The sequence below is a fragment of the Streptomyces sp. NPDC014727 genome (assembly GCF_043083485.1).
Classification (GTDB): domain Bacteria; phylum Actinomycetota; class Actinomycetes; order Streptomycetales; family Streptomycetaceae; genus Streptomyces.
The window spans coordinates 1-25,594 of the sequence record NZ_JBIBYR010000042.1; the positions used below are offsets into that span (position 1 = coordinate 1).

22 protein-coding genes and 4 pseudogenes are annotated in these 25,594 nt (G+C 69.5%); 15 read left to right on the forward strand and 11 right to left on the reverse strand.

What is annotated here, in order from left to right:
- Positions 1-160: 160 nt before the first annotated feature.
- From ACF1B9_RS35370 to ACF1B9_RS35380, 3 genes and pseudogenes are all read right to left on the reverse strand, one after another.
- A pseudogene (locus ACF1B9_RS35370) lies at positions 161-1,881 on the reverse strand (tyrosine-type recombinase/integrase).
- 47 nt (positions 1,882-1,928) lie between these two features.
- The gene (locus ACF1B9_RS35375) at positions 1,929-2,228 is read right to left on the reverse strand and encodes a helix-turn-helix domain-containing protein (protein WP_391744871.1); all 300 of its coding nucleotides are present in this window, start codon (positions 2,226-2,228) and stop codon (positions 1,929-1,931) included.
- 130 nt (positions 2,229-2,358) lie between these two features.
- On the reverse strand, positions 2,359-2,904 hold the full coding sequence (locus ACF1B9_RS35380) for a helix-turn-helix domain-containing protein (protein WP_391744873.1): 546 nt from the start codon (positions 2,902-2,904) through the stop codon (positions 2,359-2,361).
- A gap of 398 nt (positions 2,905-3,302) precedes the next feature.
- On the opposite strand from ACF1B9_RS35380, the pseudogene ACF1B9_RS35385 reads away from it, so the two are divergent.
- Positions 3,303-4,415: pseudogene (locus ACF1B9_RS35385) on the forward strand (DnaB-like helicase N-terminal domain-containing protein); the annotation flags it as partial.
- A 288-nt stretch (positions 4,416-4,703) separates the two neighbouring features.
- Here ACF1B9_RS35385 and ACF1B9_RS35390 read toward each other — a convergent pair.
- Entirely contained in the window at positions 4,704-5,363 is a 660-nt protein-coding gene (locus ACF1B9_RS35390; RefSeq protein ID WP_391744947.1) for an HAD family hydrolase, read from the reverse strand.
- Positions 5,364-5,887: 524 nt separating this feature from the next.
- On the opposite strand from ACF1B9_RS35390, the gene ACF1B9_RS35395 reads away from it, so the two are divergent.
- Positions 5,888-6,352, forward strand: a complete 465-nt coding sequence (locus ACF1B9_RS35395; RefSeq protein ID WP_391744875.1) for a hypothetical protein — start codon at positions 5,888-5,890, stop codon at positions 6,350-6,352.
- 1 nt (position 6,353) lies between these two features.
- On the opposite strand, the gene ACF1B9_RS35400 is transcribed toward ACF1B9_RS35395, so the two are convergent.
- A complete protein-coding gene (locus tag ACF1B9_RS35400; RefSeq protein WP_391744877.1) occupies positions 6,354-6,797 on the reverse strand; it encodes an HIT family protein in 444 nt (147 codons plus the stop codon).
- A gap of 92 nt (positions 6,798-6,889) precedes the next feature.
- Between ACF1B9_RS35400 and ACF1B9_RS35405 the strand changes: the two genes are divergently transcribed.
- Positions 6,890-8,332 carry a toll/interleukin-1 receptor domain-containing protein gene (locus tag ACF1B9_RS35405; protein WP_391744879.1) on the forward strand — a complete coding sequence of 481 codons (1,443 nt, stop codon included), beginning with the start codon at positions 6,890-6,892 and terminating at the stop codon, positions 8,330-8,332.
- 293 nt (positions 8,333-8,625) lie between these two features.
- On the opposite strand, the gene ACF1B9_RS35410 is transcribed toward ACF1B9_RS35405, so the two are convergent.
- The gene (locus ACF1B9_RS35410) at positions 8,626-9,135 is read right to left on the reverse strand and encodes a toll/interleukin-1 receptor domain-containing protein (protein WP_391744881.1); all 510 of its coding nucleotides are present in this window, start codon (positions 9,133-9,135) and stop codon (positions 8,626-8,628) included.
- Positions 9,136-9,645: 510 nt separating this feature from the next.
- Between ACF1B9_RS35410 and ACF1B9_RS35415 the strand changes: the two are divergent.
- The 3 genes and pseudogenes from ACF1B9_RS35415 to ACF1B9_RS35425 form a co-directional block, all read left to right on the forward strand.
- Positions 9,646-9,777: pseudogene (locus tag ACF1B9_RS35415) on the forward strand (VapC toxin family PIN domain ribonuclease); the annotation flags it as partial.
- Between the two features lie 457 nt (positions 9,778-10,234).
- Positions 10,235-10,450 (forward strand): type II toxin-antitoxin system VapB family antitoxin, encoded by a 216-nt coding sequence (locus ACF1B9_RS35420; RefSeq protein WP_391744883.1) that lies wholly within the window; start codon positions 10,235-10,237, stop codon positions 10,448-10,450.
- A pseudogene (locus tag ACF1B9_RS35425) lies at positions 10,447-10,668 on the forward strand (VapC toxin family PIN domain ribonuclease); the annotation flags it as partial. The gene ACF1B9_RS35420 and the pseudogene ACF1B9_RS35425, both read left to right, overlap by 4 nt.
- 317 nt (positions 10,669-10,985) lie before the next feature.
- On the opposite strand, the gene ACF1B9_RS35430 reads toward ACF1B9_RS35425, so the two are convergent.
- Entirely contained in the window at positions 10,986-11,399 is a 414-nt protein-coding gene (locus ACF1B9_RS35430) for a hypothetical protein (protein WP_391744885.1), read from the reverse strand.
- A gap of 364 nt (positions 11,400-11,763) precedes the next feature.
- Here ACF1B9_RS35430 and ACF1B9_RS35435 point away from each other — a divergent pair, with 364 nt between their 5' ends.
- Entirely contained in the window at positions 11,764-12,657 is an 894-nt protein-coding gene (locus tag ACF1B9_RS35435) for a phosphorothioated DNA-binding restriction endonuclease (protein ID WP_391744887.1), read from the forward strand.
- Between the two features lie 103 nt (positions 12,658-12,760).
- On the opposite strand, the gene ACF1B9_RS35440 is transcribed toward ACF1B9_RS35435, so the two are convergent.
- The 4 genes from ACF1B9_RS35440 to uppS form a co-directional block, all read right to left on the reverse strand.
- Positions 12,761-13,120 (reverse strand): hypothetical protein, encoded by a 360-nt coding sequence (locus ACF1B9_RS35440; protein ID WP_391744889.1) that lies wholly within the window; start codon positions 13,118-13,120, stop codon positions 12,761-12,763.
- Positions 13,117-13,737 (reverse strand): DUF6232 family protein, encoded by a 621-nt coding sequence (locus ACF1B9_RS35445; protein ID WP_391744891.1) that lies wholly within the window; start codon positions 13,735-13,737, stop codon positions 13,117-13,119. The genes ACF1B9_RS35440 and ACF1B9_RS35445 overlap by 4 nt, the downstream gene beginning before the upstream one ends.
- Positions 13,738-13,872: 135 nt before the next feature.
- Entirely contained in the window at positions 13,873-15,288 is a 1,416-nt protein-coding gene (locus ACF1B9_RS35450) for an oxygenase MpaB family protein (protein WP_391744949.1), read from the reverse strand.
- Positions 15,289-15,386: 98 nt separating this feature from the next.
- Positions 15,387-16,190 (reverse strand): polyprenyl diphosphate synthase, encoded by an 804-nt coding sequence (uppS, locus tag ACF1B9_RS35455; RefSeq protein ID WP_391744893.1) that lies wholly within the window; start codon positions 16,188-16,190, stop codon positions 15,387-15,389.
- 487 nt (positions 16,191-16,677) lie between these two features.
- Here uppS and ACF1B9_RS35460 point away from each other — a divergent pair, with 487 nt between their 5' ends.
- The 8 genes from ACF1B9_RS35460 to ACF1B9_RS35495 all read left to right on the forward strand — a co-directional run bounded on the left by ACF1B9_RS35460 (position 16,678) and on the right by ACF1B9_RS35495 (position 25,565).
- Positions 16,678-17,595, forward strand: coding sequence for a D-alanyl-D-alanine carboxypeptidase family protein (locus ACF1B9_RS35460; RefSeq protein ID WP_391744895.1), 918 nt, complete (start codon positions 16,678-16,680; stop codon positions 17,593-17,595).
- Positions 17,592-18,578 carry an endonuclease/exonuclease/phosphatase family protein gene (locus ACF1B9_RS35465; RefSeq protein WP_391744897.1) on the forward strand — a complete coding sequence of 329 codons (987 nt, stop codon included), beginning with the start codon at positions 17,592-17,594 and terminating at the stop codon, positions 18,576-18,578. Before ACF1B9_RS35460 ends, ACF1B9_RS35465 begins: the two co-directional genes overlap by 4 nt.
- Before the next feature lie 80 nt (positions 18,579-18,658).
- Entirely contained in the window at positions 18,659-19,471 is an 813-nt protein-coding gene (gene cseB / locus ACF1B9_RS35470; protein ID WP_391744899.1) for a two-component system response regulator CseB, read from the forward strand.
- Between the two features lie 11 nt (positions 19,472-19,482).
- Positions 19,483-20,823: an ATP-binding protein gene (locus tag ACF1B9_RS35475; RefSeq protein ID WP_391744901.1), complete on the forward strand. Its 1,341-nt coding sequence runs from the start codon at positions 19,483-19,485 to the stop codon at positions 20,821-20,823.
- A gap of 705 nt (positions 20,824-21,528) precedes the next feature.
- Complete coding sequence (locus tag ACF1B9_RS35480) at positions 21,529-22,497, forward strand: type II CAAX prenyl endopeptidase Rce1 family protein (RefSeq protein ID WP_391744903.1); 969 nt, start codon at positions 21,529-21,531, stop codon at positions 22,495-22,497.
- Between the two features lie 123 nt (positions 22,498-22,620).
- On the forward strand, positions 22,621-22,899 hold the full coding sequence (locus ACF1B9_RS35485) for a ferredoxin (RefSeq protein ID WP_391744905.1): 279 nt from the start codon (positions 22,621-22,623) through the stop codon (positions 22,897-22,899).
- Positions 22,889-24,283, forward strand: a complete 1,395-nt coding sequence (locus ACF1B9_RS35490) for an NAD(P)/FAD-dependent oxidoreductase (RefSeq protein WP_391744907.1) — start codon at positions 22,889-22,891, stop codon at positions 24,281-24,283. The genes ACF1B9_RS35485 and ACF1B9_RS35490 overlap by 11 nt, the downstream gene beginning before the upstream one ends.
- 46 nt (positions 24,284-24,329) lie before the next feature.
- Entirely contained in the window at positions 24,330-25,565 is a 1,236-nt protein-coding gene (locus ACF1B9_RS35495; protein ID WP_391744909.1) for a cytochrome P450, read from the forward strand.
- Positions 25,566-25,594: the final 29 nt, after the last annotated feature.

A 25,594-nucleotide genomic window follows, 5' to 3' on the forward strand; every position in this document is an offset into this window, starting at 1 on the left:
GGGCGTCGGCCTATCCCCCCCCCCCCCCCCCGATGATGTTGGGGTGTATAACACGTGGGGGGTGGGGCCCCCCCCCGGGTACCCGGGGGGGGGGGGGGGGGGGGGGGCCCCCCCCCCCCCCACGCCTGCACTCCTGCCCAGAGGAAGGGCGCCAACGGCACTACCACTCGTCGGTGTCGCCGTACTTCCCTGGGTTCTGGGCGCGGTCCACAGCCTGTGCACACGCCTCAGCGAAGGCGGCCTCCACGGCCACCTCATCCGTACCGCGTGCGTTGGCCTCGACCTCCTGGCCCGTGCCAGGGAGCCGGACCGTACGCCAGACCGACGAGCGGCTGGTGTAGGCATCGGTCTCGAACTCCCAAGCCGGCACCGACCACCGATCGGGGAGTCCGGTCGTCCCGCGCTCCCCACCCGGGAGGAACAAGGCTCGGGCGTGGAAGACAACGGTCCGCTCCGGCATCTGGCAGCGCACTGCGCGCACGCCACCGGGTCCGTGGCGTTCCCAGCGCCCTCGATCCCACTCCTCGACCTCAGCCGTTCGATCCGGCCAGTCCTCGCTCCACTCGGCAACAACCTCGGCCGCGTGCTCGCGCTGCACGAAGGGCACCCTCCGCTCGCCGAGGCGGGCAACGTGGACCATCAGCTCCGCGAGTACTGGGCTGTGGTCGGCAGCGGACACGACTGCTCCGACGGCCTGGTCCAGATCGTTGGCCCAGAGCAGACCGCCGATCTTGTCAGCGGTGTCCTTGAGGACGCGGCTGGTCAGGTGCTGGTAGCGGCGGCGCATTCGGGCGGACTTGCCAGGTTCCCAGCCCATGATCGCGTCCACCACAGCATCGGAGACGCCGAGGATCAGCAGCACCGTCGCCGCGGTGTGGCGGGCGTCGTGGAGGCGGCCGTCGCGGACTCCCGCAGCTTTCAAGAGGTCCTTCCACTTGTGGAAGTCCGTGTTCGGGTTCAAGGGCTCACCTACGGGCGAGGTGAAGACGTACCCCTTCTCCGTCCAGAGGTCGCGAGCGAGAGCGCGCTCTCGGGCCTGCTCCTCCCGGTGCTGGCGGAGGAGTTCCATCAGTTCGTCCGGGGCGCCGATGGGCCGCTGCCCGGCGCGTGACTTCACATTCTTGGTCTCCCGCCGGACGTTGACCTTCTGTGGGCAGAAGCCGGGCTTGCGCCCGCAGCGGTCGCCACATCCGTGCTGGTAGCGGGGTCGCAAACGGCCTCGGCGGACACGGATCACACCGAGCTCGAAGTCCACGTCAGTCCACTGCATGCCGAGGACCTCGCCTTGTCGAAGGCCGAGTGCCAGGGCGATGACCCAGCGGGCTGTGTTGCGGTGCTTTCCGGCTTCCGCCAGGAGGCGCTGGACCTCTTCGACCGAATACGGCTCGACTTCGTCCTCTTCGAGGCGGGGGGCCTTCGCGATCGTGGCTGGGTTGCGGTGAGGTGGCCACGGCGCACGGCCTCGTTGAGGGCAGTGCGAATGGTGCGGTGGGTCTGGTGTGCGGTGCCGGCGGCGCTGCCGGTCTCCTGCATTTTCTTGTAGAAGCGCTCCAGGTGCTCAGGCTCCAGTTTCTCCAGGCGATGGGCACCAAGGCCGGGGATGAGGTGGTGATTCACTGCGACGCGGTAGCCGTCGATGGTGTTCTCGGAGACGTTCGGCGCGGCAATGTTCTCGACCCAGTGGGTGAGCCAGGTCTCCAGCGTCCAGCTCTGTCCGGCCTGGCGGACCGCGCCCTTGTCGCGTTGCCAGTCCAGCTCCCGTACGACTTTGGTGACCTCGGCACGGGTCTTGCGGCTGACGTGGCGGCGGTCAGGCTTGCCGTCGTCCTTGACGCCGACGGTGACGCGGCCGTGCCAGCGTCCGTCTTTGCCGAGATAGATGCTGGAGGCGCCGTTGGGCTGACGGCTTTTCGCCGTCGCGCCCCGGGTCACGCGGCGGCCCCGAAGTCGTTGGCCGTGAGGCGCTGGGCCAAAAACTCGTTCACCGCCTCCGCTGGGATGCGGCGCAAGCTGCCGATCTTGACCGAGGCGATCTCGCCGGAGGTGACGTACTCGTACAGCTTCGTGCGGCCGATGCCGATCCGCCGCGCGGCTTCGGCAACAGTGAGGGCCACGAGGGTGGTGTCGCCTGTGGCTGGATGGCGTTCGGAGAGCAGGTTCCGCAGGTCGTCCTCGGGGACGTGCAGGAGGTCGGCTATCTGGGCAAGCGGAAGTTCGCTTCGGTGCAAGGGAGGGTCCTCTCCTGACAGGCCATGGGACGGCGAATCCCGATTGGCCGGCAAGTCGTTCAGGGATGGGCGTGAAATGAAGGAGCCGGGTACAGCAAGACCCCGCTGTTCGTAGCAGCGAGGGGCCGAGTCAGCTCTGTTCGGGCGGGGCGTCCATGCGCTCACTGAGAAAGCTGCGGAGCCGCGTCGGGGCTCCGCGGTGGTGGTGGAAGTCGCCATTGGAGGCGATGGTCAGCTCGTGGGTCAGCAGAGCCTTGACCATGTCCTCCTGGTTGGGGTTGGCGTCTGTGTACGCCGCGAGTTCGTCCTGGATCCGGCGCATGTCCTTGCCCAGGGCCCGCCATTCCTTCCATCTCGCGACGTACTCGCCGACGAGACGTCGGACCAGCGGATTGGCGAGCTGGCCGGGCGGGCTGGTCAGCTCGTCGAAGGTCAGGTCGAAGACCTTGCAGAAGCCGAGCGCCTCATCGAGATTGACCCGTCGCCGGGGCTTGCCACTCTCGATGCGCCAGATAGCGGACTGATTGACCGGGTGCCCGGCATCAGCCATCCGCTCCGCGAGCGTGACCGTGCTCCACCCGCGCGCCTCGCGTTCGAGTTTGATGCGCTCCGCGACGTGATCCTCGGCCAGCGGCCGGTCCGGCCCCGCACGGGAGGCGCCTTCGTCACTGCTCATCACTGCACCTCCCCATCAGGGCCCGACGGACAGCCGGGGCGATGATGAAAACTAAACACCATTGCGGAGCAGAATGCAACCGTTGCGCTTCCGAAAACGTCAGGTACTGTAGACGTCCGCCCTCGAACGGCGGTGAACGCAAAAAGCCCCCGACGCTACGAACGTCGGGGGCTAAGCACGAACTCTCGTAACCGCCCATCCCTGAACGATTGACCCGCGTGGCCTGGGATTCGCCGTCCCGTACGGCCCGCAAGTTGAGGAACTCAATGTCCAGTATGGACGAACCCCGGCCGAACGCGCCACACCTCGCGGGAACCGGCCGCCAGCCCACGGTGGGCGACCTCACCTCGGTTCCGCCGCACGACGTCGACGCCGAAGCCGCCGTGCTGGGGGCCTGCATGCACAAGGTTGCGGTGATCGACGAAGTACGCCAACTCCTCGACGCGGCCGACTTTTACCGCCCCGCGCACGAGACGGTCTGGCGCGCCATCCTCGCTCTGCATGGCGAGGACAAGCCGACCGACCCCATCGTCCTGTCGCACCAGCTGCGCGCCCAGGGCGACCTGGAGCGGGTCGGCGGTGTGGTGTACGTCCACCAGCTCGCCGACGCCGTGCCCTCAGCCAGCAGCGCCGCCTATTACGCGGGCATCGTGCGCAGGATGGCCGACCTCAGGCGCCTGCGTTCCTCCGGTATCCGGACCGCCCAGCAGACGATGGAGCCGGGCGCCGATCCGGATGCCATCCGCAGCGAGGTGGAGGCAGAGGTCCAGGCAGAGCGCGAGCGTGCACTGGCCTCGGGACAGGGCCGACTCTCCCGGTTCATCACCGACGGATGGCGCTTCGTCACCGAGACCGGCACCGACACCGAACCTCTCTGGGGCACGCGGGAGCAGACGGCCTGGTCGTCGGGCGAGAGCCTGATGATCGTCGGGGCGCCTGGCGTCGGGAAGACCACGCTGGCCCACCAGGTGATCCTCGCCCGCCTGGGCCTGGCGGACAGCGTCCTTGACATGCCGGTCGCACCGAGCCGGCGGGTGCTGTACCTGGCACTGGACCGGTACAAGCAGATCGCCCGCGCCATGGCCCGCAGCATCGGGCCCGAGCACGAGCAGCGCTTGCGAGACGGGCTCGCCGTCTGGCAGGGGCCTCTGCCCGCCACCCTGGACAAGGAGCCCGACCTCCTCGCCGACCTCGCCGCCGCCCACCAGGCCGACACCATCGTGATCGACAGCCTCAAGGACGCGGTGAGCACGCTGATCGACGACGCCCTCGGCGTCGCCTACAACAACGCCCGCCAGCGAGCGATTCGGAACGGCGTCGAGATCATGGAACTGCACCACCAGCGCAAGGCCACCGAGGGCGCCCCACGCGCCCAGAAGCCCACCCTGGACCGCGTCTACGGCTCCACCTGGATCACCTCCGGAGCGGGCAGTGTCCTCTTCATCTCCGGGGAGGCGGGTGACCTCGCCGTCACCCTGCACCACCTCAAAACCCCCACCGGCGAGATCGGCACCTGCCCCAGGCCCGCCAGACCCTTCAGGAGGTTCTCGACGACCTGCCACCCGAGTCGGACAAGCAGCGCACGGTCGTCCTCGGTGATCTCGCCGCGGTCGAGGCCGCGGACAGCCACCCGGAGGCGGCATGTCAGTACGCCGTCCAAGCCCTCGACCAGCTCGCCATCACCTGGTACGCGACAGGCATGGAGCGGATCCGCGAAGTCCGACGCACGCTCGCCCCATGGCAGAACGAGCAGTGCATCCGAGACCTCGACGATCGCCTCTACGACTGGGGCACGACGGTCAGCGCTCTCCAGCGTTGAACTTGGCGATCTTCTCAGGCAGCTCCGCGAGCGAGTCGATGCGCATCGTGGTGATCGAGTCCGCATCCGGGTCACGCTGCTGAATCGTGCCCCATGGCCCACGCCGAATCAGAGCTGTCAGAAGCCCCGCCCGCACGGCCGGGCGAATGTCGTTGTCGAGCCGGTCGCCGACGTACAGGATCTCGCCCGCCTCGGCAGGCGCCGCCTCGATGACGTGGTCGAAGAACTTCACGTCCGGCTTCGACGCCCCCCAGTCATCACTGGTGGCGATCAGGTCGGACGGAAGGTCCAGCCCGCGGAGCAGGCCACCCGCACGCACGGTCTGGTTCCCGGCGATGCCCACCCACAGGCCGGCCTCTCGCAGCGCTGCCAGCGTGGGGCGCACATCGGAGTACAGGTCGTCCTCGCCGAACCATTCCGGCTTCCCGGCCGCCGCGCGCTTCTCGCGCTCTTCGGTCAGGTCGAACCCCGGCCGGAACTCCTGGAACGTCTCGCGGTAGTCGCGCCCCTGCGCGATGACCGCCCCGAACATCGCCGCGAAAGTATGACGCGGCACCCCCAGCCAGTCCGCCCAGGTCCCGTACTCCCGGGTCTCGTCGACAAGACACTCACCCACGTCGAACACCACCGCACGAATCATGCTCCGCAGGTTAGACGGTGCGGCGCGGAGGGGCCCCAGTCCCACCAGGCTGCGGCTGAATCCCCACCCCTGCCCTGACCTGATCACGCGAGAGCCCGCATTTCTCAGGGCAGTGTCTGTCCCCTCCGGCAGAGCGTTCGGATGCTGCCGCCCATGCCCGTGTTCACAGGGCCCCGGGGAGAATCCCGTCGCTCCCGGTTTGACCGGTTGATCATCGATGCCCGGACATGAGACGAGCACGGTTCTTGTGGATCATGGAGCTCTCTACGCTCCCAGATCAGCAAGGCTGCCGTGCTCGTCGCTCCCCTGAAAACCTCAAGGACCCGTTCGCGCTCACTGGGCTCCTGATCACCGTGACCCTAAGCACCGTCGAGTTCGTCCGGCTCAAAGGGCGCGGCCAGTGCCTCACACGGGACGCAGAGTCGGGCGGGGAGCCGGACCCAACTCCCATCGGCGGGACGGAGTCCGGAGCACCGGCCCCGCGATAGTCTCTCGACGTGGGCATGCCCGACGGAGGGGGGACCGTGTCAGTGAGCATCAGCAGCGACGAAGCGGACGTCAGTACCACCGCCACCACCAGCGGCACTCCACTGAGCGCCGACCGGATCAAGCACCTGGAGTTCATCCAGGCCGTCGTCACCAGGCTGGGCAACAACTCGTTCCTACTCAAGGGCTGGGCGATGACGCTCACCGCCGCCATCCTGGCACTCTCAGCAGGGCGGTTCAGCTGGCAGATCGCGCTGAGCGGAATCGTCCCTCTGCTGGGCTTCTGGTTCCTCGACTCGTACTTCCTGCGCCAAGAACGACTCTTCCGGGCCCTGTACGAAGATGCCCGGACGCCCAACAGCACCGTGGAGATGCTGTCGATGAACATCGGACCGTACCTGGCAAGGGTGACGCTGGCAAAGGCCGCCTTCTCTCAGACACTGGTGCTGTTCTACGGTGCCCTGCTGATCGCTCATTTCGTGGTCGTCCTCGTGGCCCGCTGAATCACGCCCTCGGGGGCGCGGGCGGGCGCAGCAGGGCGGCCATCTCATCGGCCAGTACACCGAGCACGGCCGCATCCCGGACCCCCGCCCCGTCTCCCGGCCACAGCGGGCCCATGGCATCATCTCGCCACCGTGGAACGAGATGGACATGGGCGTGGAACACCGTCTGGGAAGCCGCGGAGCCGGCGGAATGGATGACATTCATGCCCTCAGGGGCGAGGTGGTCACGCAGGGCGGCTCCAATGCGGAGCGCGGTCGCAAGCAGCTGCTCTGCCTCTGCCGGCGACATGGCCCAGAGGTCCGGCGCATGGATCCGGGGCACTACAAGCGTGTGGCCGAGGGTCGCCGGGACCAGCGGGAAGAACACCACAGTGTGGTCGTCCTCGAAGATCATCCGAGCCGGGCCGCAGCCGACTGCGATGGAACAGAACGGGCACGGGTGCATGGATGTCCTCGCCTTCGTGGTTCGGAGTTCTTCGAAGCAGTCCCCGGCCACCACCGTGGCAGAAGGAACGGACGAGGAGGGGCGACACCGCCATGGGAGGCGTCTTCATCAACTACCGCAGGAGTCCGCGTGCCACGGACCCGGTGCACCGGCTGCGTGAACGACTCAGCCGTCACTTCGGCGACGCGCAGGTCTTCCTCGACACGTCGTCGATGCTGCCGGGTAACCGCTACCCAGATGACCTCAGACGCCGAGTACATGACTGCGAGGTTCTGCTCGTCACCATTCCGGAGGGCTGGCTGGAAGCGCGGGACCCGTCGGGCGAGAGATGCCTCGACCGAGCGGGCGACTGGGTGCGGCACGAGATCGAGCTGGCGCTCGCCGCTGGGAAGACCGTAATCCCCCTGCTCCTTGACGCCGCGGAGCCGCCGTCGCCCGAGCTGCTTCCCGCGTCGATCCGTGACCTCTCCCTGCGGCAGGCGCATCGCGTTACCGCAGATGGCTGGGACACGGCCGTCGAGGAGCTGATCGCCACGCTGGAGACCCTGGTGGCACCGGAGTGGGTGCCGATCCCCTCCGAAGAGCGGCCACCACGACGGCCCGGCCAGCTGCTCGGCTGGGCCACCGGCCTCCTCGCCACCGCGCTCTGCGTCCTCGTGCCGTGGGCTGCGACGGCCGGAGGGCCGCCCCCAGGACCGGGCGGCGCCCCGGTCGCCCTGCTGCTGGCCCTGGCGTCCCTTGGACTGATGGGCTTCGTCCTGGTCGCCGTGCTGCTGTCCTGCGGCCTGATGCGCCGCCCCATCCAGGCGTGGGAACGCGACCTGCAAGACGCGACGCAGCAGAACTACCTGCGGGCGACCTACCCCGTGCCAGTCTTCCTCCTGCTGTTCGCGACGGTCCTCGTGATCCAGGTGTGGGGGCGGAGCCCCGGCTTCGCCGTCGTGCTGATGCTGGGCATGTGTCTCGCCGTCGGCCCGATGGCAGCCCGCTTCGTGCGCTCCCTCAAGAAAGACCGCGAACGGTGGGTGCAGTGGCCGGAGGCGGTACCCGCGACAGCTCTGATGGCGGTGGTACGGCGAGAGATCGCTCGGCTCGACGTGCGTACGCAAGAGTGGAGCGGACCGATCCGGCGAGAGCAGCGGGACCGAGCACGCTTCGCGCTCGGAGAGCTGGCGGGGGCGGTGGCGGCTCACGGGCGGGCGGCGGAACGCGGGCGGTTGCTATGGCTGCGTGAGGCGCAGCCCTGGGCTTTCAGCGGGTACGTCCTGTGGTTGGCGCTCACCGTCGCCCTCACGCTCGCCTGGACTTTGCCCCTCGGCGTCCAAGGCGGGGGTGGGACGCGGCTGCACGCGGCGCCCGTGGCCGCTGGGGTTGTGGGGTTCTGGCTGGCCTGGACGACCATGGAGTGCGCTTACCGCTACCAGCGGTGGCAGCGCCGGATGTTTCACACAGAGGCGGTGCGCCGGCTCACTCTGATAGGGGTGCGGGTCGACACGCTGAGTTTGCCGTCCCGTACGCGGCTGGCGACCACGTGAACGTCCAGGCCAGGGCGCTCGCCGTGCAGTCGGCTCACCAGTGCGGCGGTCAGCGAGCCGACTTCAGCGCCGGGGTCCAGGACGCGCACGATATTGCCCAGCTCGTCTAGGCGAGGCATCGAGGCGATCAGGTCGGCGGCTGGTGCAGGAGTAAAGAACTGCCCCAGGGCGGCCTGGGTCCGAGGGGCGAGCACACTGAGCGCCTCCACCCGTCGCGCCTCGGTGTTCTCGATCTTCCTCAGCCGCTAACGTCGTCCTGACTAGGACGGATGACCTCGGCGACCTTCCTGCCCTTAGTTCGCCGCGAGTTGGTCGTCCTCAACGGCCACCAGCTCTGCGATCTTGATGGCAACTACTGCCATCGAATCCTCAGCCGTGTCCAACCCGTTTCGGGATGCAAGTAGGGGGCTGATGTCCCGGAGTTCGCCGTAGGTCGTCTCGTGTATGACAGGGAGCAGCAGGTCACGTGCAAGAAGCTCCGAGAGCTCCTTGTCAGAGACGCCACCGCGCTTGAGGCGTGTCAGTAGCGCAGGGGTGACCAGAACGAGACCCGTACGCGACCTCGCCAGCCCCCTGTCGATTTCCCGCATGAACGGTAGGCCGAGCGCGATGTCCTTCTCGCTGAACCAGACCGACACACCCTCTGCTTCCAGCAGGTCGCACAACTCCGCAGCAGCACCGCGCCGGTCATCCCACGCGTGGCAGAGGAAAACATCGCGGAGGTCGGGCTGTTGACGCGCGCGCAACACGGCGGCGTCGCGAACAGGAGCCAGGCCCTTCACCTCGCCAGGCGTATAGATCACGGAGGAGGTGCTCGGCGACCAAGGCGCCCGCATTTTGCCGCTACTGGAGCTGCCGCTACTGGTCGCACCGCCCCCGCTCCGCGGCGTATAGACCGGCGGCGGGTAGTAAGGCCGGGACGATGAGTACCCGTAGCCTCCACTGCTGCACGCGGGGCACGCCGCACGTCCGCTGGCGGTCCGATGACCCTGAACTGGGGCTGTACAACGACTCATAACCATATGGTATTCGTGTGACTACTGTTACGTTGCGTTATCGCAAGGAAAAAACGGCCGAGTACAGTTCAGCCCGTTGGGGTCGCCAACGTTACTGATCCCTACCGCTAACGCTGGAGGCTTCTCGGGCCTTCAGCCGGGCCGCCCGTGGGCCGGCCGAGAACGGCCATCGCCGACAGACGACAGCAGTTGCCAACAGCTCGCTCCCTGTTCAGAGCCCGTGCATCAGGTTCCACCGAAGGCCAATCCATGACTCCGGTGGGTTTACTTGCAACAGCGTGATTCGGTGGCCCCGAACTCGACCTGGTGGTAGCAGCCACCGCCGAGCTCCAGGGCCTCACACTCCTGCACCGCGACCGCGACTTCGAGTGCATCGCCGCAGTCACCGGGCAAGCCCTCCAGTGGTACGGGACTGACGTCGGCAAGTGACCTTCACGGTCTCAGTCCTGGTCTCATTCACCCCTGTCCGGGCCCGTCCGGACGGGTCCACCCCGAGCCCTCCGCCGCAGGTCAGGACGGGTGCGGCCCCCGCCGGACCCCCGTACGAACATTTGGAAAGCGTGTTGGGGGCAACCCCTCACGAGTTCGAATCTCGTATCCTCCGCCAGTGCCTCACCGGGCACGTTGTCGAAGGGCCCCATCGGGAAACCGGTGGGGCCCTTCGATGTATTGCCCGGCCATGTTCCGCGCCTCGGTAGCGCCGCGTGGGCCTGCGCGGCGACTCCTACGTCCCGATGGCCGCGACGATCCAGGGCGAAGCGCCGCATCCACTGCTCTTCCGCCCGGAAGGTCGCGGGCACCGATGCTCCCTGCGGCCCTGACATCAAGATCCGTGACATCTGTTGCGATATTTACTGTCACAGTTGATATCTCAGGAGGTGCCTGGATGAGCCGCACAGTGATCGACCTCGACGACAAACTACTGGCCGCCGTGGCTCAGGCGCTGGCGACCGGTACCAAGAAGGAGACGGTCAACACCGCTCTGCGCGAGGTGCTCGAGAACCGCCGACGGGCCCTCGCTCTCGCTCGACTGCGCGGGGCAGCTAACGACGGGGGCTTCGATCTGGACCTCTTCACGGACAAGAGGGACTACCGGCGATGAGCGCGGCCCAGTTCCTGATCGACACCAGTGCGCTCGCCCGATTCCTTCCTGGCGACGCCGAACAGTACGGATGGGACCAGGCCGCCACGGCGGGACTCATCGCAACCTGCCCGATCACCGAGCTGGAGTTCTTCTACAGCGCCCGCTCCGCCGCAGACCGTACACGCGGCATCGACGACATGCGGCTGCTGTTCGGCTGGGCGCCCGTCGATGACCGCGGAGGCAGGTAAATGAACGAGCGCCCGGTCTCGGTTCCGGTCTCGTTCGCAGGCGTACACCACAGTTCACCGAGCCTGTAGCCGCTGGCTCCGCCACACGTCGGGACGTCCATGGCTGTTCCCGAACGGCCGGGCGTCACCGGGCAATACGTCGAGTCCTCTGTCGCCCGGTGCATGGACCGGTGCGTCACAAGGCGTAGCCACGTCAGAGCTACGGGGGCAGGCTCCGCTCGGGGTAGCCGTCACGGTGCCGACGCCCCGGACCGAGTCGCGGACGCAACCTGAACGACTGCTGGCCGGGCCGGAGGGGCGCAGCGTTAGTCGGTTCTGCGGCGCAGGCTCCGCACGAAGAGCGGCACCGACAGCAGGAGCAGGGCTCCTTCGACAGCCAGGCTGACCAGCCCGAGCGGTTCCGTCCAATTGCCGACATCGTCGCTGTAGTGGGGCAGCCCCGGCCCCCTGGAGAGGATGTAGCCCAGCAAGGGGCCGACGGCGACCAGGGCTGCCAGCAGCCATCCCAGTCGGACGAGGCCGATGAGGAGCAGCATGGCGGCGACCACGGCCGCGATCTCCAGGACGTGGTAGGCGACGCCGATGTAGTAGGGATCCCTCGTTGCCGTGATGCCGCCTTGGTCCACGACATGGATGGCGGCCACCGCGAGGCACAGCAGAGCTCCCGCCCCCCTGGCCACCCAGGTGGCCCCCGGCGCCTTCGCGGTGTGGTGTGACATACGGAGGTGCCTTCCCCTATTTCTTCAGCAGCGTGTGCCTGCCGCGCCGCGATCCCATCTGCCCGGTTGGCTCCTGAACAGGCAGCGCGCCGTACTTGTGTCAGGTCCAAGTCTCAGCGGATGGCTGCTCGCCGTCGCCCCCGACGGTGCAGACGAGTGGCACGGAAGAGGCACCTACACGGACGGCGCCTCACTGCCGGCAGCCCGGCAGGCGGCTGACCCTCCTGCACCGCGACCACGACTTCACATGCCTCGCCGCGGTCACCGGCCAAGCCATGCAGTGGTACGGCCCGGAGGCCGGTGAGTAAAGGCCCGCCTGGGCTCAGCGTCAGGAACCGGCACGGCGCCGCTACGATCGCCGGTCATGGATTGGCTTGAGCGCGCGGCGAAGCTGAGGCAATGGACCGGCAACGGGATGCGGGCTCCGCACAAGCCCCTGCTGCTCCTGTACGCCCTCGGCCGGTTCCAGGAGGATGCCGACGGCGAGTTGCGGTACAGCGCTGTGGAGACGGATCTGAAGCGGCTGTTGGCCGAGTACGGGCCGGCCAACAAGACGACACCCGCCTACCCCTTCCACCACCTGGTCAGCGACGGGGTGTGGGAGGTACGTACCGATCGTGGGCTCGGCAGCCCCGGCAGCGGGGTACTGAAGCTGCGGGCGACAGGCGCGACAGGGCGGTTGGCGCCGGAACTGAGCGCAGCCCTGCGCGGTGAGCCGTCGCTGCTCGGCCGGCTCGCCCGTGTGCTGCTCGATCAGCACTTCCCGCCGTCGCTCCACGGCGAGCTCTGCGAGGCCGTGGGCCTGGAGCTGGAGCCGACGGAGTCCGGACCGCTCCCGGCCGGGCGGCGGCAACGGGACCGGCGGATGCGGGAGATGGTGCTGACCGCCTACGAGTACCAGTGCGCCTTTTGCGGCTACGACGGCAGAATCGGCGCGGTACCGGTCGGGTTGGAGGCCGCACACGTACGCTGGTGGGCTTTCGACGGCCCCGACGACATCGACAACGGTCTGTGCCTGTGCGCACTGCATCACAAGCTGTTCGACAAGGGCGCCCTCGGCGTCGGCGAAAGCCACCGCATCCTCGTCTCGCAACAGTTCGTCGGGCGTAGCCCGACAGCCCGCGAGCACGTCATAGCGCTGGCGGGCCGCCCATTGATCGGCCCCCAGGCGGGTACGAGCCCGGTCGCGGCCTCCCACCGGTCCTGGCACACCCGGCAGGTCTTCCATGGCGCTCCGCGCCCTGCCTCCGTGACGTGATCGCCCGGCTGGAGCCGCCGGTGCGGACGATCACCGTCCAAGAGCGAACCCAGCCCTGAAAGCCAGGCAGCAGGCTTAGGACTGGTTTTTCCGGCGCATCACACTAGTGCGCACCCAGCAGTTCGAGGATCTTGTTGACCGCGTCGAGGACCGGCCGGCCGACCGCGCCGACCGTCGCGGCGACGCCCGCGACGGCCATCAGAGCGCGGTGTCTGTCCTGCGGTGGTGCACCGTCGTCGGCGCTGATGTCCGCCAGGGAGTCATCGATGGCCTGGGCGCTCGCCGGTGGAATCCGGTCGCGGAGCCCCTCGACCAGCTGGAGCAGTTCCTCAACGGCCGAATGCAGGGCGGGAGACACCGCAGCGGCATCGGTGGCCGCCACCTGATTCTTGACGATGCCGGTGTTGCCCCGCCCGCCATGCATGTTCACGTTGTCACCGAAGTAGTAGCTGTCGCCGCTCATGCGCCCGCCATCCCCACGTTGCCGCTGCCGCCGTACATGTTGACGTTGTCCCCGAAGTAATAGTGCTTGGGGCTGACCGTGATGCTCTCCACCTTCACCTGGAACTCGGTCTCGGGGTTCTCGATCGCGTGGGCGATGCGGCCGACGAGCTGGTTCAGGTGTTCCCTGTCGGGGCTGGTCACCACCGCCGTGGACGGGCCGGACGTTTCGACGGTCAGTACGTAGTACGAATGCGCCGACAGTACGGAGATCAGCTCCGCGAGGAAGTAGATCAGCGCCGCCGCGCTGACGATCCAGGTGAAGGTGACGATCCCGCTGCCCGCGTCCTCGCTCCCCAGGGTGGCCGCCGCGCCGAGGATCGTGAGGGCGATCGCGATCGCCAGCGTGATCGCGACGTTCTTGCAGAAGCTGACGACGGCTTCCTTGCGCCTGGGGTGGATGGTGAGTGTGTGCACCCGGGCGATGTTCTGCAGCGGATACGCGGCGCCGCCCACCCACAGCAGCCGCTTGCTGACCCGCAGGTCGAGGGCCGCGCCGCGAAGGAGCGGTGGGGGCATCGGGGGCAAGGGCGGCGGCGGGGTGTTCCACGGCCGCCCCTCCGGATTTGTCGCATCCATGCCGTTCCCCCTGAGGTTGAAGCGTTGTCCGTTGACTACCCCGAGTCAGCAGAACACCATAAACCACGTGACAGGTGTCCCCCGTAAGTCGGCGGGCGTCATCAAGTACCTTACGGCAGGGGCGAGTTGGTCGTCCTACGCGTCGGAGAACAGCGGGTCGTAAGGGGTCGAGCACCGGCGACCCGACATGAAGGACAGGAAGTCGTTCACGAACGCGCTGCGGGAGTACCTCGCATCGGCGTCGGCCACCGTGCGCTCGAATCCGGTCCGGAACAGGGCCCGGTACTCGTCCGCGTCGATGAACTGGTTGCCGTCCGCGTCGGTGACTTCGAAGAGCACTTCGGCGACCCTGATCAGCGCGGGCCCGGCGAGTGAGGGGAGAGCGGCGGCGTACTCCTCCTTGCTGATGCGGCCGTCGCCGTCGATGTCGAGGGCCGCCTGGAGTTCCCTCCACCACTCGGCGTACGCGTTGTAGAGCTTGGTCTCTTCCGGTTCGTCCAGATCGAGACGGGAGGACAACTCCCGTGCCATGGCGGCGAGATCGGGCCAGTCCAGGTAGCCGTCGCCGGTCTGGTCCAGCACCGCGGTGAAGAATTCGCCGGCGCTCCGCTGCGCCCCGGATCCGGTTCCCTCGTCGGGACCGTGCTGCGCGGGAAAGGGCGTGACCAGCCGGAACAGGGCGCCGGCCTGCTTCATCCGGCCACGCAGCGCGGCGAGCGTCGCGGCCTGGGGGGTGTCGCTGTCCGGGGACGAGTAGAGCAGGCCCGTGAGGGTCTCGGTCCGGCGCCAGTCGGCGGGCAGCAGGCGCGCCAGGCCGGCGGCCAGGTAGACGCTCTGCATCAGTGTCCGGGCGCCGGGGACCTCCGGCAGTCCCGCCCGTCGACGGAAGGGCTCGGGGAGGGACGCCACGGTGATCGTTCCCAGGACCGGGCCCGCGATCGCGCGGCCCGCCGCCCATACGGTGGGCAGGCCGTCCAGCAGGGGCGGCGCGGGAAGATGGTCGAAGAGCTTGTAGAGGATGATGCGCAGCGCCTCCGTGTTCTCCAGTTCCTCCTCGACCATGTGGTCGTAGTACGGCCAGAACTCCTGCAACGTGGGCGGCAGATGGCCGGCCACGTCCCCCAGGGCCGCGAGGAATGCCTGGTACTCGGCGTAGAGCTGCTCCATGGTGATCCGGTCGAGCGGTTGCCCGCTCAGTCGGCACATGGTGACGGAGCTCTCGAAGAGCGTCGCGACCACCCAGGCGCGGACCTGCGGGTCCATCGCGTCGTAGGGCCGGTCCTGTGCGTCGGTGCCGCTCAGCCGCGCGTGCATGCGGTTGAGCCTCGCCGCCTCCTTCTGCCGCTGGTGATCGTCGGCGCCGAACATGCGCTGCAGGCTGACGAGGGTGTTGCGCAGCCGTCGCCACGGGTGCGCCACGAACGTCGAGTTGTCGATCAGGGCCGCGCCGATCTGCGGGTGGGCGGCCTCCAGCACCGTGGCCCTGACCACGGCCAGTGCCCAGCGCGGGTCGTCGAAGAACCGGTGGAACTGCGAGTGGGGACCGAACACGGATCCGGGCTGTGCTTCGGGGGTCGGCGGTGCGGGATCGCCGTGGTGATCGGTGGCTCCTGGACGAGGGTGGCCGGGGTGGCTGCTGCCGGTGTCCTTCACGGGTGAGGTTCTCCGTTCGCGTGCGGCGTCACGCCGCCGAAGCGGCGATCGCGTTGCTGGTAGGCGTGCAGACACTCCAAGAAGTGCGGTGCGCGGAAGTCGGGCCAGAGCACCGGTGGGAAGGTCCACTCGGCATAGGCGACCTGCCAGAGCATGAAGTTGGAGATCCGCTGTTCACCGGACGTCCGGATGACGAGGTCCACATCGGGTGTGTCGGAAAAGGGCAGGTGAGCGGCGAAGTGCCGCTCGTCGACGGCATCGGCCGGCACTCCGCTGCGGATGAGGGAACGTGCCGCCTCGACGATGTCCCTGCGTCCGCCGTGATCGAATGCCACGGTCAGCGTCATGCCTCGGTTCGGGGCTGTCAGCGTCATGAGGTCGTCGAAGTCCCGCGCGAGCGGGGCGGGGATCCTCGGGTCCGCCACCCCGAGGAACCGGCAGCGGATGCCACGCGCGTGCAGCAGTGGGGCGTGTTTGCGCACCACGCGGCGCACCAGTCGCATGAGGAAGTCGACCTCGCTGCTCGGGCGCCGCCAGTTCTCGGTGGAGAACGCGTACAGGCTCAGCCACTCCACCCCCGCCGCCCGCGCCGTCTCGATGATGTCGATCACCGTTGTCTCCGCTGCCCGGTGACCCGACGTACGCGGCAGGGACCGCCGTGCCGCCCACCGGCCGTTCCCGTCCATCACGCACGCGACGTGGCGCGGAACGCCCCTGTGCCGGTGCTCACCGGCCGGGCGGCGCGGATCGGCACGGGCCGACGACCAGGGAGGAGTGCCGCCGATTCCTTCAACTGTCATACGTACGCCCCCGGCTGCCGCACCGCAGTCCCCCTCCGCTTCGCACCCATCCGCGGGTGCCGCCCCCCTGGCCCGGCGTGACCGCTGCGGCGCCACTCAGCAGAGTGCCGGTACCCGACCCCGAACATCTCGCAGTCTCCGCATATTCACCTGTAGTACGTCAGTCCGCTTTAACGACCTCATGGCCGGGCCGACCAGTCGACCGGCAGGGCGGCCCCGGCTCCGGGGCCGCCGGTCCGTCCGCTTCGGCGTCGGGACCTGATACCCGGCCGACACAATTCCGCGCGGTGCCGGATGCGCGGCCCTGATCGGCCGGATGCGGTCCTCTCACAGGCTGGGCCACGTACACGGTTCCTCGTGTGTGTCGGGTGGTGAGGGGTGGTTGTCGGTGGAGGCTCGTTGGACACGTGCTGCTGCGCCGGACAGGGAGGAGCACGCCGGTCGGGGCCGTCGGGGCGCGGTGTGGGGCTCGGTCGCGGTGCTCGGGGTGGTGGGTGCCGGCTGCTGGCTGGGGTTCACCGGCGGCGACCGGGACAACGACTCCGCGCCGGTACTGCGGGCTGCGGCCGTGGCGGGGCGGATGGATCTGCCGTGGCCGCGGGAGGGTCAGACGAGCGTCGAGGTGGAGGGCGTCGGCAGCATGGGCAGCAGGGGCGGGCGGGAGCCGGTGCCGATCGCGAGCGTCACCAAGGTGATGACCGCGTACGTGATCCTCAAGGAGCATCCGCTCAAGGGCGGGGCGAAGGGGCCGAAGATCACGGTCGACGCGACCGCCGCGCAGGAGGCCCACTCGCTCAGCGAGTCCAGCGCCCCGGTCCACGAGGGGCAGCGGCTCACCCAGCGCGAACTGCTGGAGCTGCTGCTGCTTCCGTCCGGCAACAACGTGGCCCGGCTGCTGGCCCGTTGGGACGCGGGAAGTCAGGACGCCTTCGTCGTGAAGATGAACCGCGCCGCCGCCGGACTGGGGATGACCCGGACCACGTACACCGGGGCCAGCGGTCTTGAGGCCACCACCCGGAGCACCGCCGACGACCAGCTCAAGCTCGCCCGCCGGGCGATGGAGGAACCGGTGCTGCGCGCGATCGTCGCGATGCGGGACACGACCGTTCCCGGGGTGCCCGGCACGATCACGAACTCCAACCGGCTGCTGGACAAACCCGGGGTGATCGGGCTCAAGACCGGGTCGGGCACCGCCGCGGGCGGCAATCTCATGTGGGCCGCCGAGGTGCGATCCGGCACGACCCGGCATCTCGTGCTCGGTGTCGTGCTGGGGCAGCGCGCCAACACCACGCCCGCCGAGGGCCTCCGGGCCGCCCTGGAGAACAGCGGCCGGCTGATCGACGCCCTGCAGAAGGACCTCCCGGCCGCCCTCGCCGGTCGCGACGGCAAGCCGGTGCGGGCATGACCGCGCTGGTCGAGCGCACGGCTCGCGAGACCGGCACCGGATCGGGAACCGCTCGGGGTGGCAGGGGTCCCTGGCGGCGCGGGTGGCTGATCGCCGCAGCCGCCCTGCTTCCCGCGCTGGTCATGGCCGGGCACTCCTGGTTGCCGAACGGGTTCGGCAACCTCGGCAGCCTCCTTGAGACGTTCCTGCCCTGGCTCGGGTTGAGCGTGCCCGCGCTGCTGGCGTCGGCGGCGGTGCGGCGGTCGGCGACCGCCGGTGTCGCGGCGCTGCTTCCGGCCGTCGTCTGGTGTTCCCTGTTCGGCGGCCTGCTCGTCGACAAACGGTCCGTCGGCCAGGATCTGACCGTGGTCAGCCACAACGTCAACGACGAGAACCGCGACCCGGCCCGGACCGCACGCGAACTGGCCGCTTCCGATGCCGAGCTGCTCGCCCTGGAGGAGCTGAGCGCGCGCACGGCACCCATGTACGAGCGCGCCCTGGCCGGCGCGTATCCGTACCACTCGGTGCAGGGCACGGTCGGGCTGTGGAGCGCATATCCGCTGCGGGACGTGGAGCCGGTCGCGATCATGCCGTGGACCCGTGCCCTGCGGGCCACGGCCGAGACCCCCAAGGGGCCCGTCGCCGTCTATGTCGCCCACCTCGCGTCGGTACGGGTGCTCCCGGGCGTGGGCTTCACCACGGCGAGGCGCAACGAGGCGGCCGCCCGGCTCGCCGACGCCCTACGTTCCGAACGGCTGCCCCGGGTCGTGGTCGTGGGCGACTTCAACGGCACGACCGACGACCGCGCGCTGCGGCCGGTGGCCTCTCGGCTACGGTCGGCCCAGGAGGAAGCCGGTGACGGCTTCGGCTTCAGCTGGCCCGCTTCGTTCCCGGTGGCCCGGATCGACCAGATCCTGGTGAGGGGCGTCACCCCGGTCTCGTCCGGGACCCTGCCGTCCACCGGGAGCGACCACCTGCCGGTCACGGCCGGTCTGCGCCTGTGAGACGTGCGTGCGACGGCCGCCTCCTTGCCCGGCGGGACGCTCTCCGGCAGTCCGGTACCGATCGACCTTCAGGTGACGTGATGCAACAGCACGACCGTGACGCGGCGGGACAGTACGGCGGCGGGCCCACCGGTCCCGCCCCGGCCTCCGTGCCCGACTCCACCCCTGCCCCCACCCCGGCCTCCGTGCCCGACTCCGCCCCGGCCTCCGTCCACGTACTGCTGGTCGAGGACGACGAAGCGATCCGCAGGTCCGTCGGGATGGTGCTGGAACGCTACGGCTATCGGGTCTCGGTGGCGTCCGACGGCCTGACGGGCCTTGAGATGTTCCGGGAGGGACAGCAGGACCTGCTGCTCCTCGACATCATGCTGCCGCACCTCGACGGCATCGGACTGTGCCGCCGGATCCGTGAGACGAGTCAGGCACCCATCCTGATGATGTCGGCCCGCGGCGCCTCGCTCGACGTGGTGGCGGGCCTGGAGGCGGGCGCCGACGACTACATCGTCAAACCGGTCGACACCACCGTCCTGCTGGCGCGGATCCGCACCCTGCTGCGCCGGGCCACCTTCACCCGGCCTCCCGCGGCGGACAGCCGCCCGGCCGACGACGGCCTGCTCACCTTCCGCGACCTCAGCGTCGACACCCGTGGCCTGGAGGTGTGCGTCGACGGCCGTCCGCTCGCGCTCACCCCGACCGAACTGCGCCTGCTCCTGGAGTTCGTGGCCGCGCCGGGCATCGCCCTGCAACGGCAGACCCTGCTGCGCAAGGTGTGGGACTACGGCTGGGACGGTGACAGCCGGGTGGTGGACCTGGCCGTGCAGCGGCTGCGCAAGAAGATCGGCGCCGGTCACATCGAGACCGTCCGCGGTTTCGGCTACAAGTTCCGGCGCTGAGAGGCGCTGAGATGCGACAGACGACCGGCCCCGCCCTCGCCTCCGGCGCCCAGTCCGACCGCACCGCGTCCGCGGACGGCCCCGGCCACGTGCTGCGGCGCCTCATCGACCCGCGGTCCCTGCGCTGGAAGATCGCTGCCGGGGTCGCGGCAGTGGCCTGCGCGATGGCGCTCGGCATCGGGATCCTCGTTCACCGGACCACCGAGGCCCGCGACATGAACGTCGGCCGCGGCGACGCGACGCGCGCGCTGGAGTCGGCCGAAGCCGAGTTCCGGGGCGCGCAGCCGTCCCCGTCCGGGGTTCCCGGCTATCTGCTCGGCGCCGACGTACCGAATGAATTGCTGGACCGGCTCGGCTCCGAGCCCGCGCCCGTGACCTGGTACGACGAGCGGAGGCCGGCTCAGGGGCCGCGGATGTGGGCGGCGGACCACGTCGACGGCACCGTGCTGGCCGTCTGGGTGGACATGGGCGCCAAGCTGCGCAGCCTCCAGGCCCTGGACCGGCACATGAGGTACGCGGCCCTCGCCACGCTCGCCGTCGTCGTCCCCCTCACCCTCCTCGCCGTCGAACTGGCGCTCCGCCGTCTGCGCCGCGTCGTCGGGACCGCCCGCCGCATCAAACACGGTGATCTGGACGCCAGGACCCGGAGCCGCGGCCATGACGAGATCAGCGAGATCTCCTCAGCCGTCGACCTCATGGCGGACGCCCTGCAGGACCGGCTGCGCGACGAGCAGCGCTTCACCGCCGATGTCGCCCACGAACTGCGCACCCCGCTGGCCGGCCTCGTCACCTCCGCCTCCCTCCTCCCGGAGAGCGAGGCCACCGGCCTGGTCCGCGACCGCGTCCAGGTGCTGCGCGCCCTCGTGGACGACCTCCTGGAGATCTCCCGCCTGGACGCGGGGGCGGAAGAGGCCGATGCCCAACCGGTGCCGCTCGGTGAGTTGGTGGCGGAATCCGTGCGACGCACGGGACTGGAGACCCGGGTCACGGTGAGCGGCAGCCCGGTCGCCGAGACCGACCCGCGCCGCCTCGACCGCATCGTCACCAACCTGGTCATCAACGCCCACCGCCACGGCGCGACGCCGGTCGAGGTGACCGTCGGCGAGACGACCGTCGTCGTACGCGACCACGGCCCCGGCTTCCCCCCGGAAGTCCTCGCCCACGGCCCCCAGCGCTTCCGCACCGGAGCCGCCGAGCGGGGCCACGGACACGGCCTCGGCCTCACCATCGCCCTCGGTCAGGCCCACGTCATCGGCGCCCGCCTCACCCTGGCCAACACCGCGGCCGGCGGAGCCGTGGCCACGCTGGAACTGCCGGGCCGCCGCAGCCCGTGTTCCGGCACCCCCGTCTGATCAGGGGCGACCGCCGACCTCTACGTCCACGCGATCGCCTCCGACGGCCGCGGCGGTCTGTGGGTCACCGGCAACGACCAGACCGAACCGGCCTCCGCCGAGCCGGTCTTCTGCCACTACGACGGCACCACCTGGACCAAGGAGCCCGGAGCCGACGGGCCCGACGGCGACACCCGGTGGCCGCCCTACTCCTTCTACGACCTGGCACCGGGCCGCGCCGCCGGGCAGTTCTGTCGAGCGTCGAGCCCGCCCGGGAGACATACAGGAGCCCCCGGGGGGAAGCACCGGGGGCCGCAACATGCAGTCCCCGGTAGTCCATCTCGGTTTCACGAGTTCCAACCGTCGCTGAAAACTCGGAGATCGAGCGGATCCGCCGGGGGCCTGGCCAGAGCCGACGAGTTCGTCACGTCATCAATGAACGTCTTCACCGATGGTGCGGCTCGCTCTGGTTTTCTGGTGTAATAGTGATTTTCCTCCCTGTTTGTCATGAGTCAAGGGGTTCCCGGAATTCTTTCTGACCAATTCGGCGATCGAACGCGATACGCGTACGCGTGACCACAGGGCGTCCGACGACCCGCCCGTGGCCCGTACGGGTACGGGGCCGAAGGCGCGTGCAGTACCCCTGTGGGGGTACGGACGACTCCACCCCGGAGAGGGGAGCGGGCTTCCTTCTCTCCCCCTCCGGGCGCTTCTAGCGTCATTGCCATGACGACTGCAGAACTGCGGGCCCTACCGCAAGAGGCTCGATTCCGTGGACTGTTCACCTATGTGGTGATCGCCTACCTGGGCATGTGGGTGGCGATGTCCCCCTTGCTGCTCGGGGGGTTCCGGCGCACCGACGGCAGGGCCGAGCCCGGCGTTCAGGAACAGCTGTGCATAGCGGGGGCCATGATGGCTCCGGCCCTCGCCGCGATCGTGGTGGTGCGCTGGGTGGAGCGCCGTGACGGCCGACTGCGCGACGTGCTCGCCCTGCGCATGCCGAGGCCGTGGTCCCACGCGGTGCGCTGGATGCTGGCGGCCGTGGCGGTCCCCGCGGGCCTCACCGCCGTCACGCTGGCCATCGGCACGGCGGCGGGTGTCTACCCCTTCGGTGGTGTGAGGTGGGGCGACACGATCGCCTGGGCGGGGACGGCGCTGGTGCAGATGCTGGTGTCCCTCCCGCTGTTCTTCGGTGAGGAACTGGGCTGGCAGGGCTATCTGCTCCCCCGGCTCGCGTACGGAAAGGGCCGCGCGCGTCCGGTGCGGGCCTACCTGGTCACGGGGGCCGCCTTCGCGCTGTGGCACCTGCCGACCCTGCTGATGGGCGGGCAGTATCCGGGGCGGCCCTGGTACGTCTCCGTGCCCGCCATGGTGATCAGCTGCAGCCTCGCTCTGCCGGTCTTCAGCTGGCTGCGGCTGGCCTCGGGATCGGTGATCCCGGCGGTCATCGGCCACGCCTTCGTCAGCACGGCCAGTGTGAGCATGGTCAAGCACTTCGCGGAGCCGGACGCCCCGTTGAACCCGCTGCAGATGAGTCTCGCGGGGTGGCCGGGCTGGATCGCCATGGGCGCCCTGGTGGCCTTCCTCGCCCTTACCGGAAGGCTCGTGCTTCCCGCGCCCCGATCGGCAAAGGGCGAGAAGGCCGGGACGAAGGAGCCGGGGAGCCCGGACCGGACTCCTGACCGTACGCCCTGACCGGAACGTTCCGACCTGCCCGTCCGGCCCCCGCCGATGACCCCTTTGGTCCGCCATTGCTCGCGGAACCGGAGCAGCGCTCACAGGCTGAGGCGGGGGTACTACGGGAAGGGCGGCCCCTTGATGAGGCTTGTCGTCGATCTCAACCGGTGCCAGGGGTACGCGCAGTGCGCGTTCCTCGCACCCGATGTCTTCGCCATGCACGGCGAGGAGTCGCTGCTGTACAACCCGCACGCCGAGGGAGCGCAGCGGGAGCAGGTGCTGCGTGCCGCCACCGCGTGTCCGGTGCAGGCGATCCTGGTGGACGACCTGGACGAGCCGGACGGAGGGGTCGACGTGCGCGAGGCGTCGGCCGCGGCGGGCGAAGGCACCGCGCGGGAGAGGCTGTCCGGTGTCCGGTGACAGATACCTGGAGTGGCTGAGGCGCGAGGGACGGATCGTGATCGTCGGCGCCTCGCTCGCCGGTTTCCGGGCCGCCGAGACGCTGCGGAAGGAAGGCTTCGGCGGTTCGCTCACGCTGATCGGTGACGAGCCCCATGAACCGTACGACCGGCCGCCGCTCTCCAAGCAGGTCCTGCTGGGGCGCGCGACCGCCGACCGCACCGCGCTGCCCCGGCGGCTGGCGCTCGACGCCCGATGGCGCCTCGGTGTCGCCGCCACCGGGCTGGACATGGCGGCCAAGCGGGTGCGCCTGGCCGACGGCAACGAGGTGGACTACGACCGCCTGCTGATCGCCACCGGCGTGCACGCCCGGCCCTGGCCCCACGAGACCGAGGCCGAACTGGACGGGGTCTTCGTCCTGCGTACGCGGGACGACGCCGCCCGGCTGCAGCGGCGGCTGGCGGCGTCACCCCGCCGGGTACTCGTCATCGGCGCCGGATTCACCGGTTCGGAGATCGCGTCGGCCTGCCGCGAGCGGGGACTGCCGGTGACCGTCGCGGAACGCGGTCCGGCGCCTCTTGTGGGCGCGCTCGGCGGAGTGATCGGCCGGGCGGCCGCGGAGCTGCAACGCGAGCGCGGCGTGGACCTGCGCTGCGGAATCATGGTGACGGCTCTGGAGGGCGACCCGGCCGGACGTCTGCGGCGCGCGCATCTGTCCGACGGCAGCACCGTCGACGCGGACGTCGCGGTGGTCTCGCTCGGCGCGACGCGGAACACCGAGTGGCTGGCCGGGTCCGGGCTCGGCGCCGGACCGCGCGGCATCGCCTGCGACGCCGGATGCCGGGCCTTCGACGTCCGCGGCATCGTCACCGACGACGTCTTCGTCGCCGGCGACGTCGCACGGTCCCCGCACGCGCTCTTCGGGTACCAGTTCCTGTCGCTCGAACACTGGGGCAACGCCGTCGCACAGGCCGAGACCGCCGCACACAACATGATCAGCAGCAGCTCGGAGCGCCGACCGCATCTGTGGGTGCCTGCCTTCTGGTCCTCCCAGTTCGGGGTCAACATCAAGTCGGTCGGCGTCCCGTCCCTGGGCGAGGAGGTCATCGTCGCCCAGGGGTCGCTCTCCGACCGCCGCTTCACCTGCGTGTACGGATATCAGGGCCGCGTCATCGCGGCAGTCACCTTCGACCAGACGAAGTGGCTGGAGTTCTATCAGCGGCAGATCGAATCGGCCGCGCCGTTCCCGCCCACGTACTCCTCGGTGGACCGTCGTCCCGAAGGTCTGCGCCCGGTCCCGGCCGAATTCCCGGACCCCTCCCTGCCCACCCACGGGCCGTCCGTCACCGTGAGCGGCTACTCACCGACCGACCAGCGGATCACCTTCATCCCCGCCCGGGCCTGACCGCGGTCCGCGAGCCCCGCTGTCCCACGCCCACAAGGACGCCACCATGACGCATGACACCCTCCTGCGGCAGATCCTCGACTACGCCAACCGCGCCGATCCCTATCCGCTGTATACCGAGCTCCGCAAGACGCCCGTCGTCCAGGGGGGCGACGACCTGTTCGTCGTCAGCACGTACTGGGAGATCAAGAGTCTGCTGCACGACCCTCGGATCAGCTCGGACGTGCGCAACCTCTCCCCCAGTGCCGCCGGAACGCTCCTTCAGGAGGAAGAGGCGTCGAACCTGCCGCCCGCCTTCCTCAGACTCGACCCTCCCGAGCACGACCGGCTGCGCCGGATGACGATGCGACCGTTCGGACCGCCACAATCGCCCCGGCGCGTCCACGACATGCGCGGCGAGCTGGCCCGGATCGTCTCCGGCCTGGTCGACGGTTTCGGGGACCGGAAGCAGATCGACCTGGTCGACGACTTCTCCTACCCCTTCCCCGTCACCGTGATCTGCCGGCTGCTCGGCGTTCCGCGCGAGGACGAGGCACGCTTCCACACCTGGGCCGACACCATCGCCGCCGGCCTCGACCCGGACCCGGACCAGGACCCCGGCGAGCGGCGGCGCGTCACCCAGCAGGCCCGCACGGAACTGGGGCTGTATCTGTCCGGGCTCATCGACGAGCGCACCGAAGCGCCCGGCGACGACATGCTCTCCGCCCTGGTCACCCAGCACGGCGCGGACGGGCGGATGACCCGGATGGAAGTGCTCAGCACGGCCGCGCTGCTCCTGATCGCCGGTCACGAGACCACGGTCAACCTCATCACCAACGGGATGCTCACGCTGCTGCGCAACCCCGACGTCCTGGAGCGGCTGCGCGAGGACCCCGGACTGGCCCTCCCGATCGTGGAAGAGCTCCTGCGCTTCGAGCCCCCCGTGCAGTTGCTTCCGCAGCGCACCACCCTCGCGGACATCGACATCGCGGGCACCACCATCCCCAAGGGCGCTTCCATCTGGCTCGTCCTGGCCTCCGGCAACCGGGACCCGCAGCGGTTCTCCGACCCCGACCGCTTCGACCCCGGCCGGAAGGACAACCAGCACCTCGGCTTCGGCAGCGGCATCCACAACTGCTTCGGCGCACCCCTCGCCCGTCTGGAGGCCCAGCTCGCACTCACCGAGCTCGCCCGCAGGCTCGACGGCCCCCGGCTGGTGGAGGACCCGCCCCCGTACCGCCGAAACGCCGTACTGCGCGGCCCCCGCCACCTGGACATCGCCTTCGACGGACTCCGTGCCTGAGCGGTGCGACGGACCACGTGCCCGACCGG

Coding starts and splice junctions, on each gene's coding strand:
- ACF1B9_RS35380 (WP_391744873.1), bottom strand. CDS start 2,904: ATGAGCAGTGACGAAGGCGCCTCCCGTGCGGGGCCGGACCGGCCGCTG.
- ACF1B9_RS35390 (WP_391744947.1), bottom strand. CDS start 5,363: ATGATTCGTGCGGTGGTGTTCGACGTGGGTGAGTGTCTTGTCGACGAG.
- ACF1B9_RS35400 (WP_391744877.1), bottom strand. CDS start 6,797: ATGCACCCGTGCCCGTTCTGTTCCATCGCAGTCGGCTGCGGCCCGGCT.
- ACF1B9_RS35405 (WP_391744879.1), top strand. CDS start 6,890: ATGGGAGGCGTCTTCATCAACTACCGCAGGAGTCCGCGTGCCACGGAC.
- ACF1B9_RS35420 (WP_391744883.1), top strand. CDS start 10,235: ATGAGCCGCACAGTGATCGACCTCGACGACAAACTACTGGCCGCCGTG.
- ACF1B9_RS35430 (WP_391744885.1), bottom strand. CDS start 11,399: ATGTCACACCACACCGCGAAGGCGCCGGGGGCCACCTGGGTGGCCAGG.
- ACF1B9_RS35435 (WP_391744887.1), top strand. CDS start 11,764: ATGGATTGGCTTGAGCGCGCGGCGAAGCTGAGGCAATGGACCGGCAAC.
- ACF1B9_RS35440 (WP_391744889.1), bottom strand. CDS start 13,120: ATGAGCGGCGACAGCTACTACTTCGGTGACAACGTGAACATGCATGGC.
- ACF1B9_RS35445 (WP_391744891.1), bottom strand. CDS start 13,737: ATGGATGCGACAAATCCGGAGGGGCGGCCGTGGAACACCCCGCCGCCG.
- uppS (WP_391744893.1), bottom strand. CDS start 16,190: ATGACAGTTGAAGGAATCGGCGGCACTCCTCCCTGGTCGTCGGCCCGT.
- ACF1B9_RS35465 (WP_391744897.1), top strand. CDS start 17,592: ATGACCGCGCTGGTCGAGCGCACGGCTCGCGAGACCGGCACCGGATCG.
- cseB (WP_391744899.1), top strand. CDS start 18,659: ATGCAACAGCACGACCGTGACGCGGCGGGACAGTACGGCGGCGGGCCC.
- ACF1B9_RS35475 (WP_391744901.1), top strand. CDS start 19,483: ATGCGACAGACGACCGGCCCCGCCCTCGCCTCCGGCGCCCAGTCCGAC.
- ACF1B9_RS35480 (WP_391744903.1), top strand. CDS start 21,529: ATGACGACTGCAGAACTGCGGGCCCTACCGCAAGAGGCTCGATTCCGT.
- ACF1B9_RS35485 (WP_391744905.1), top strand. CDS start 22,621: ATGAGGCTTGTCGTCGATCTCAACCGGTGCCAGGGGTACGCGCAGTGC.
- ACF1B9_RS35495 (WP_391744909.1), top strand. CDS start 24,330: ATGACGCATGACACCCTCCTGCGGCAGATCCTCGACTACGCCAACCGC.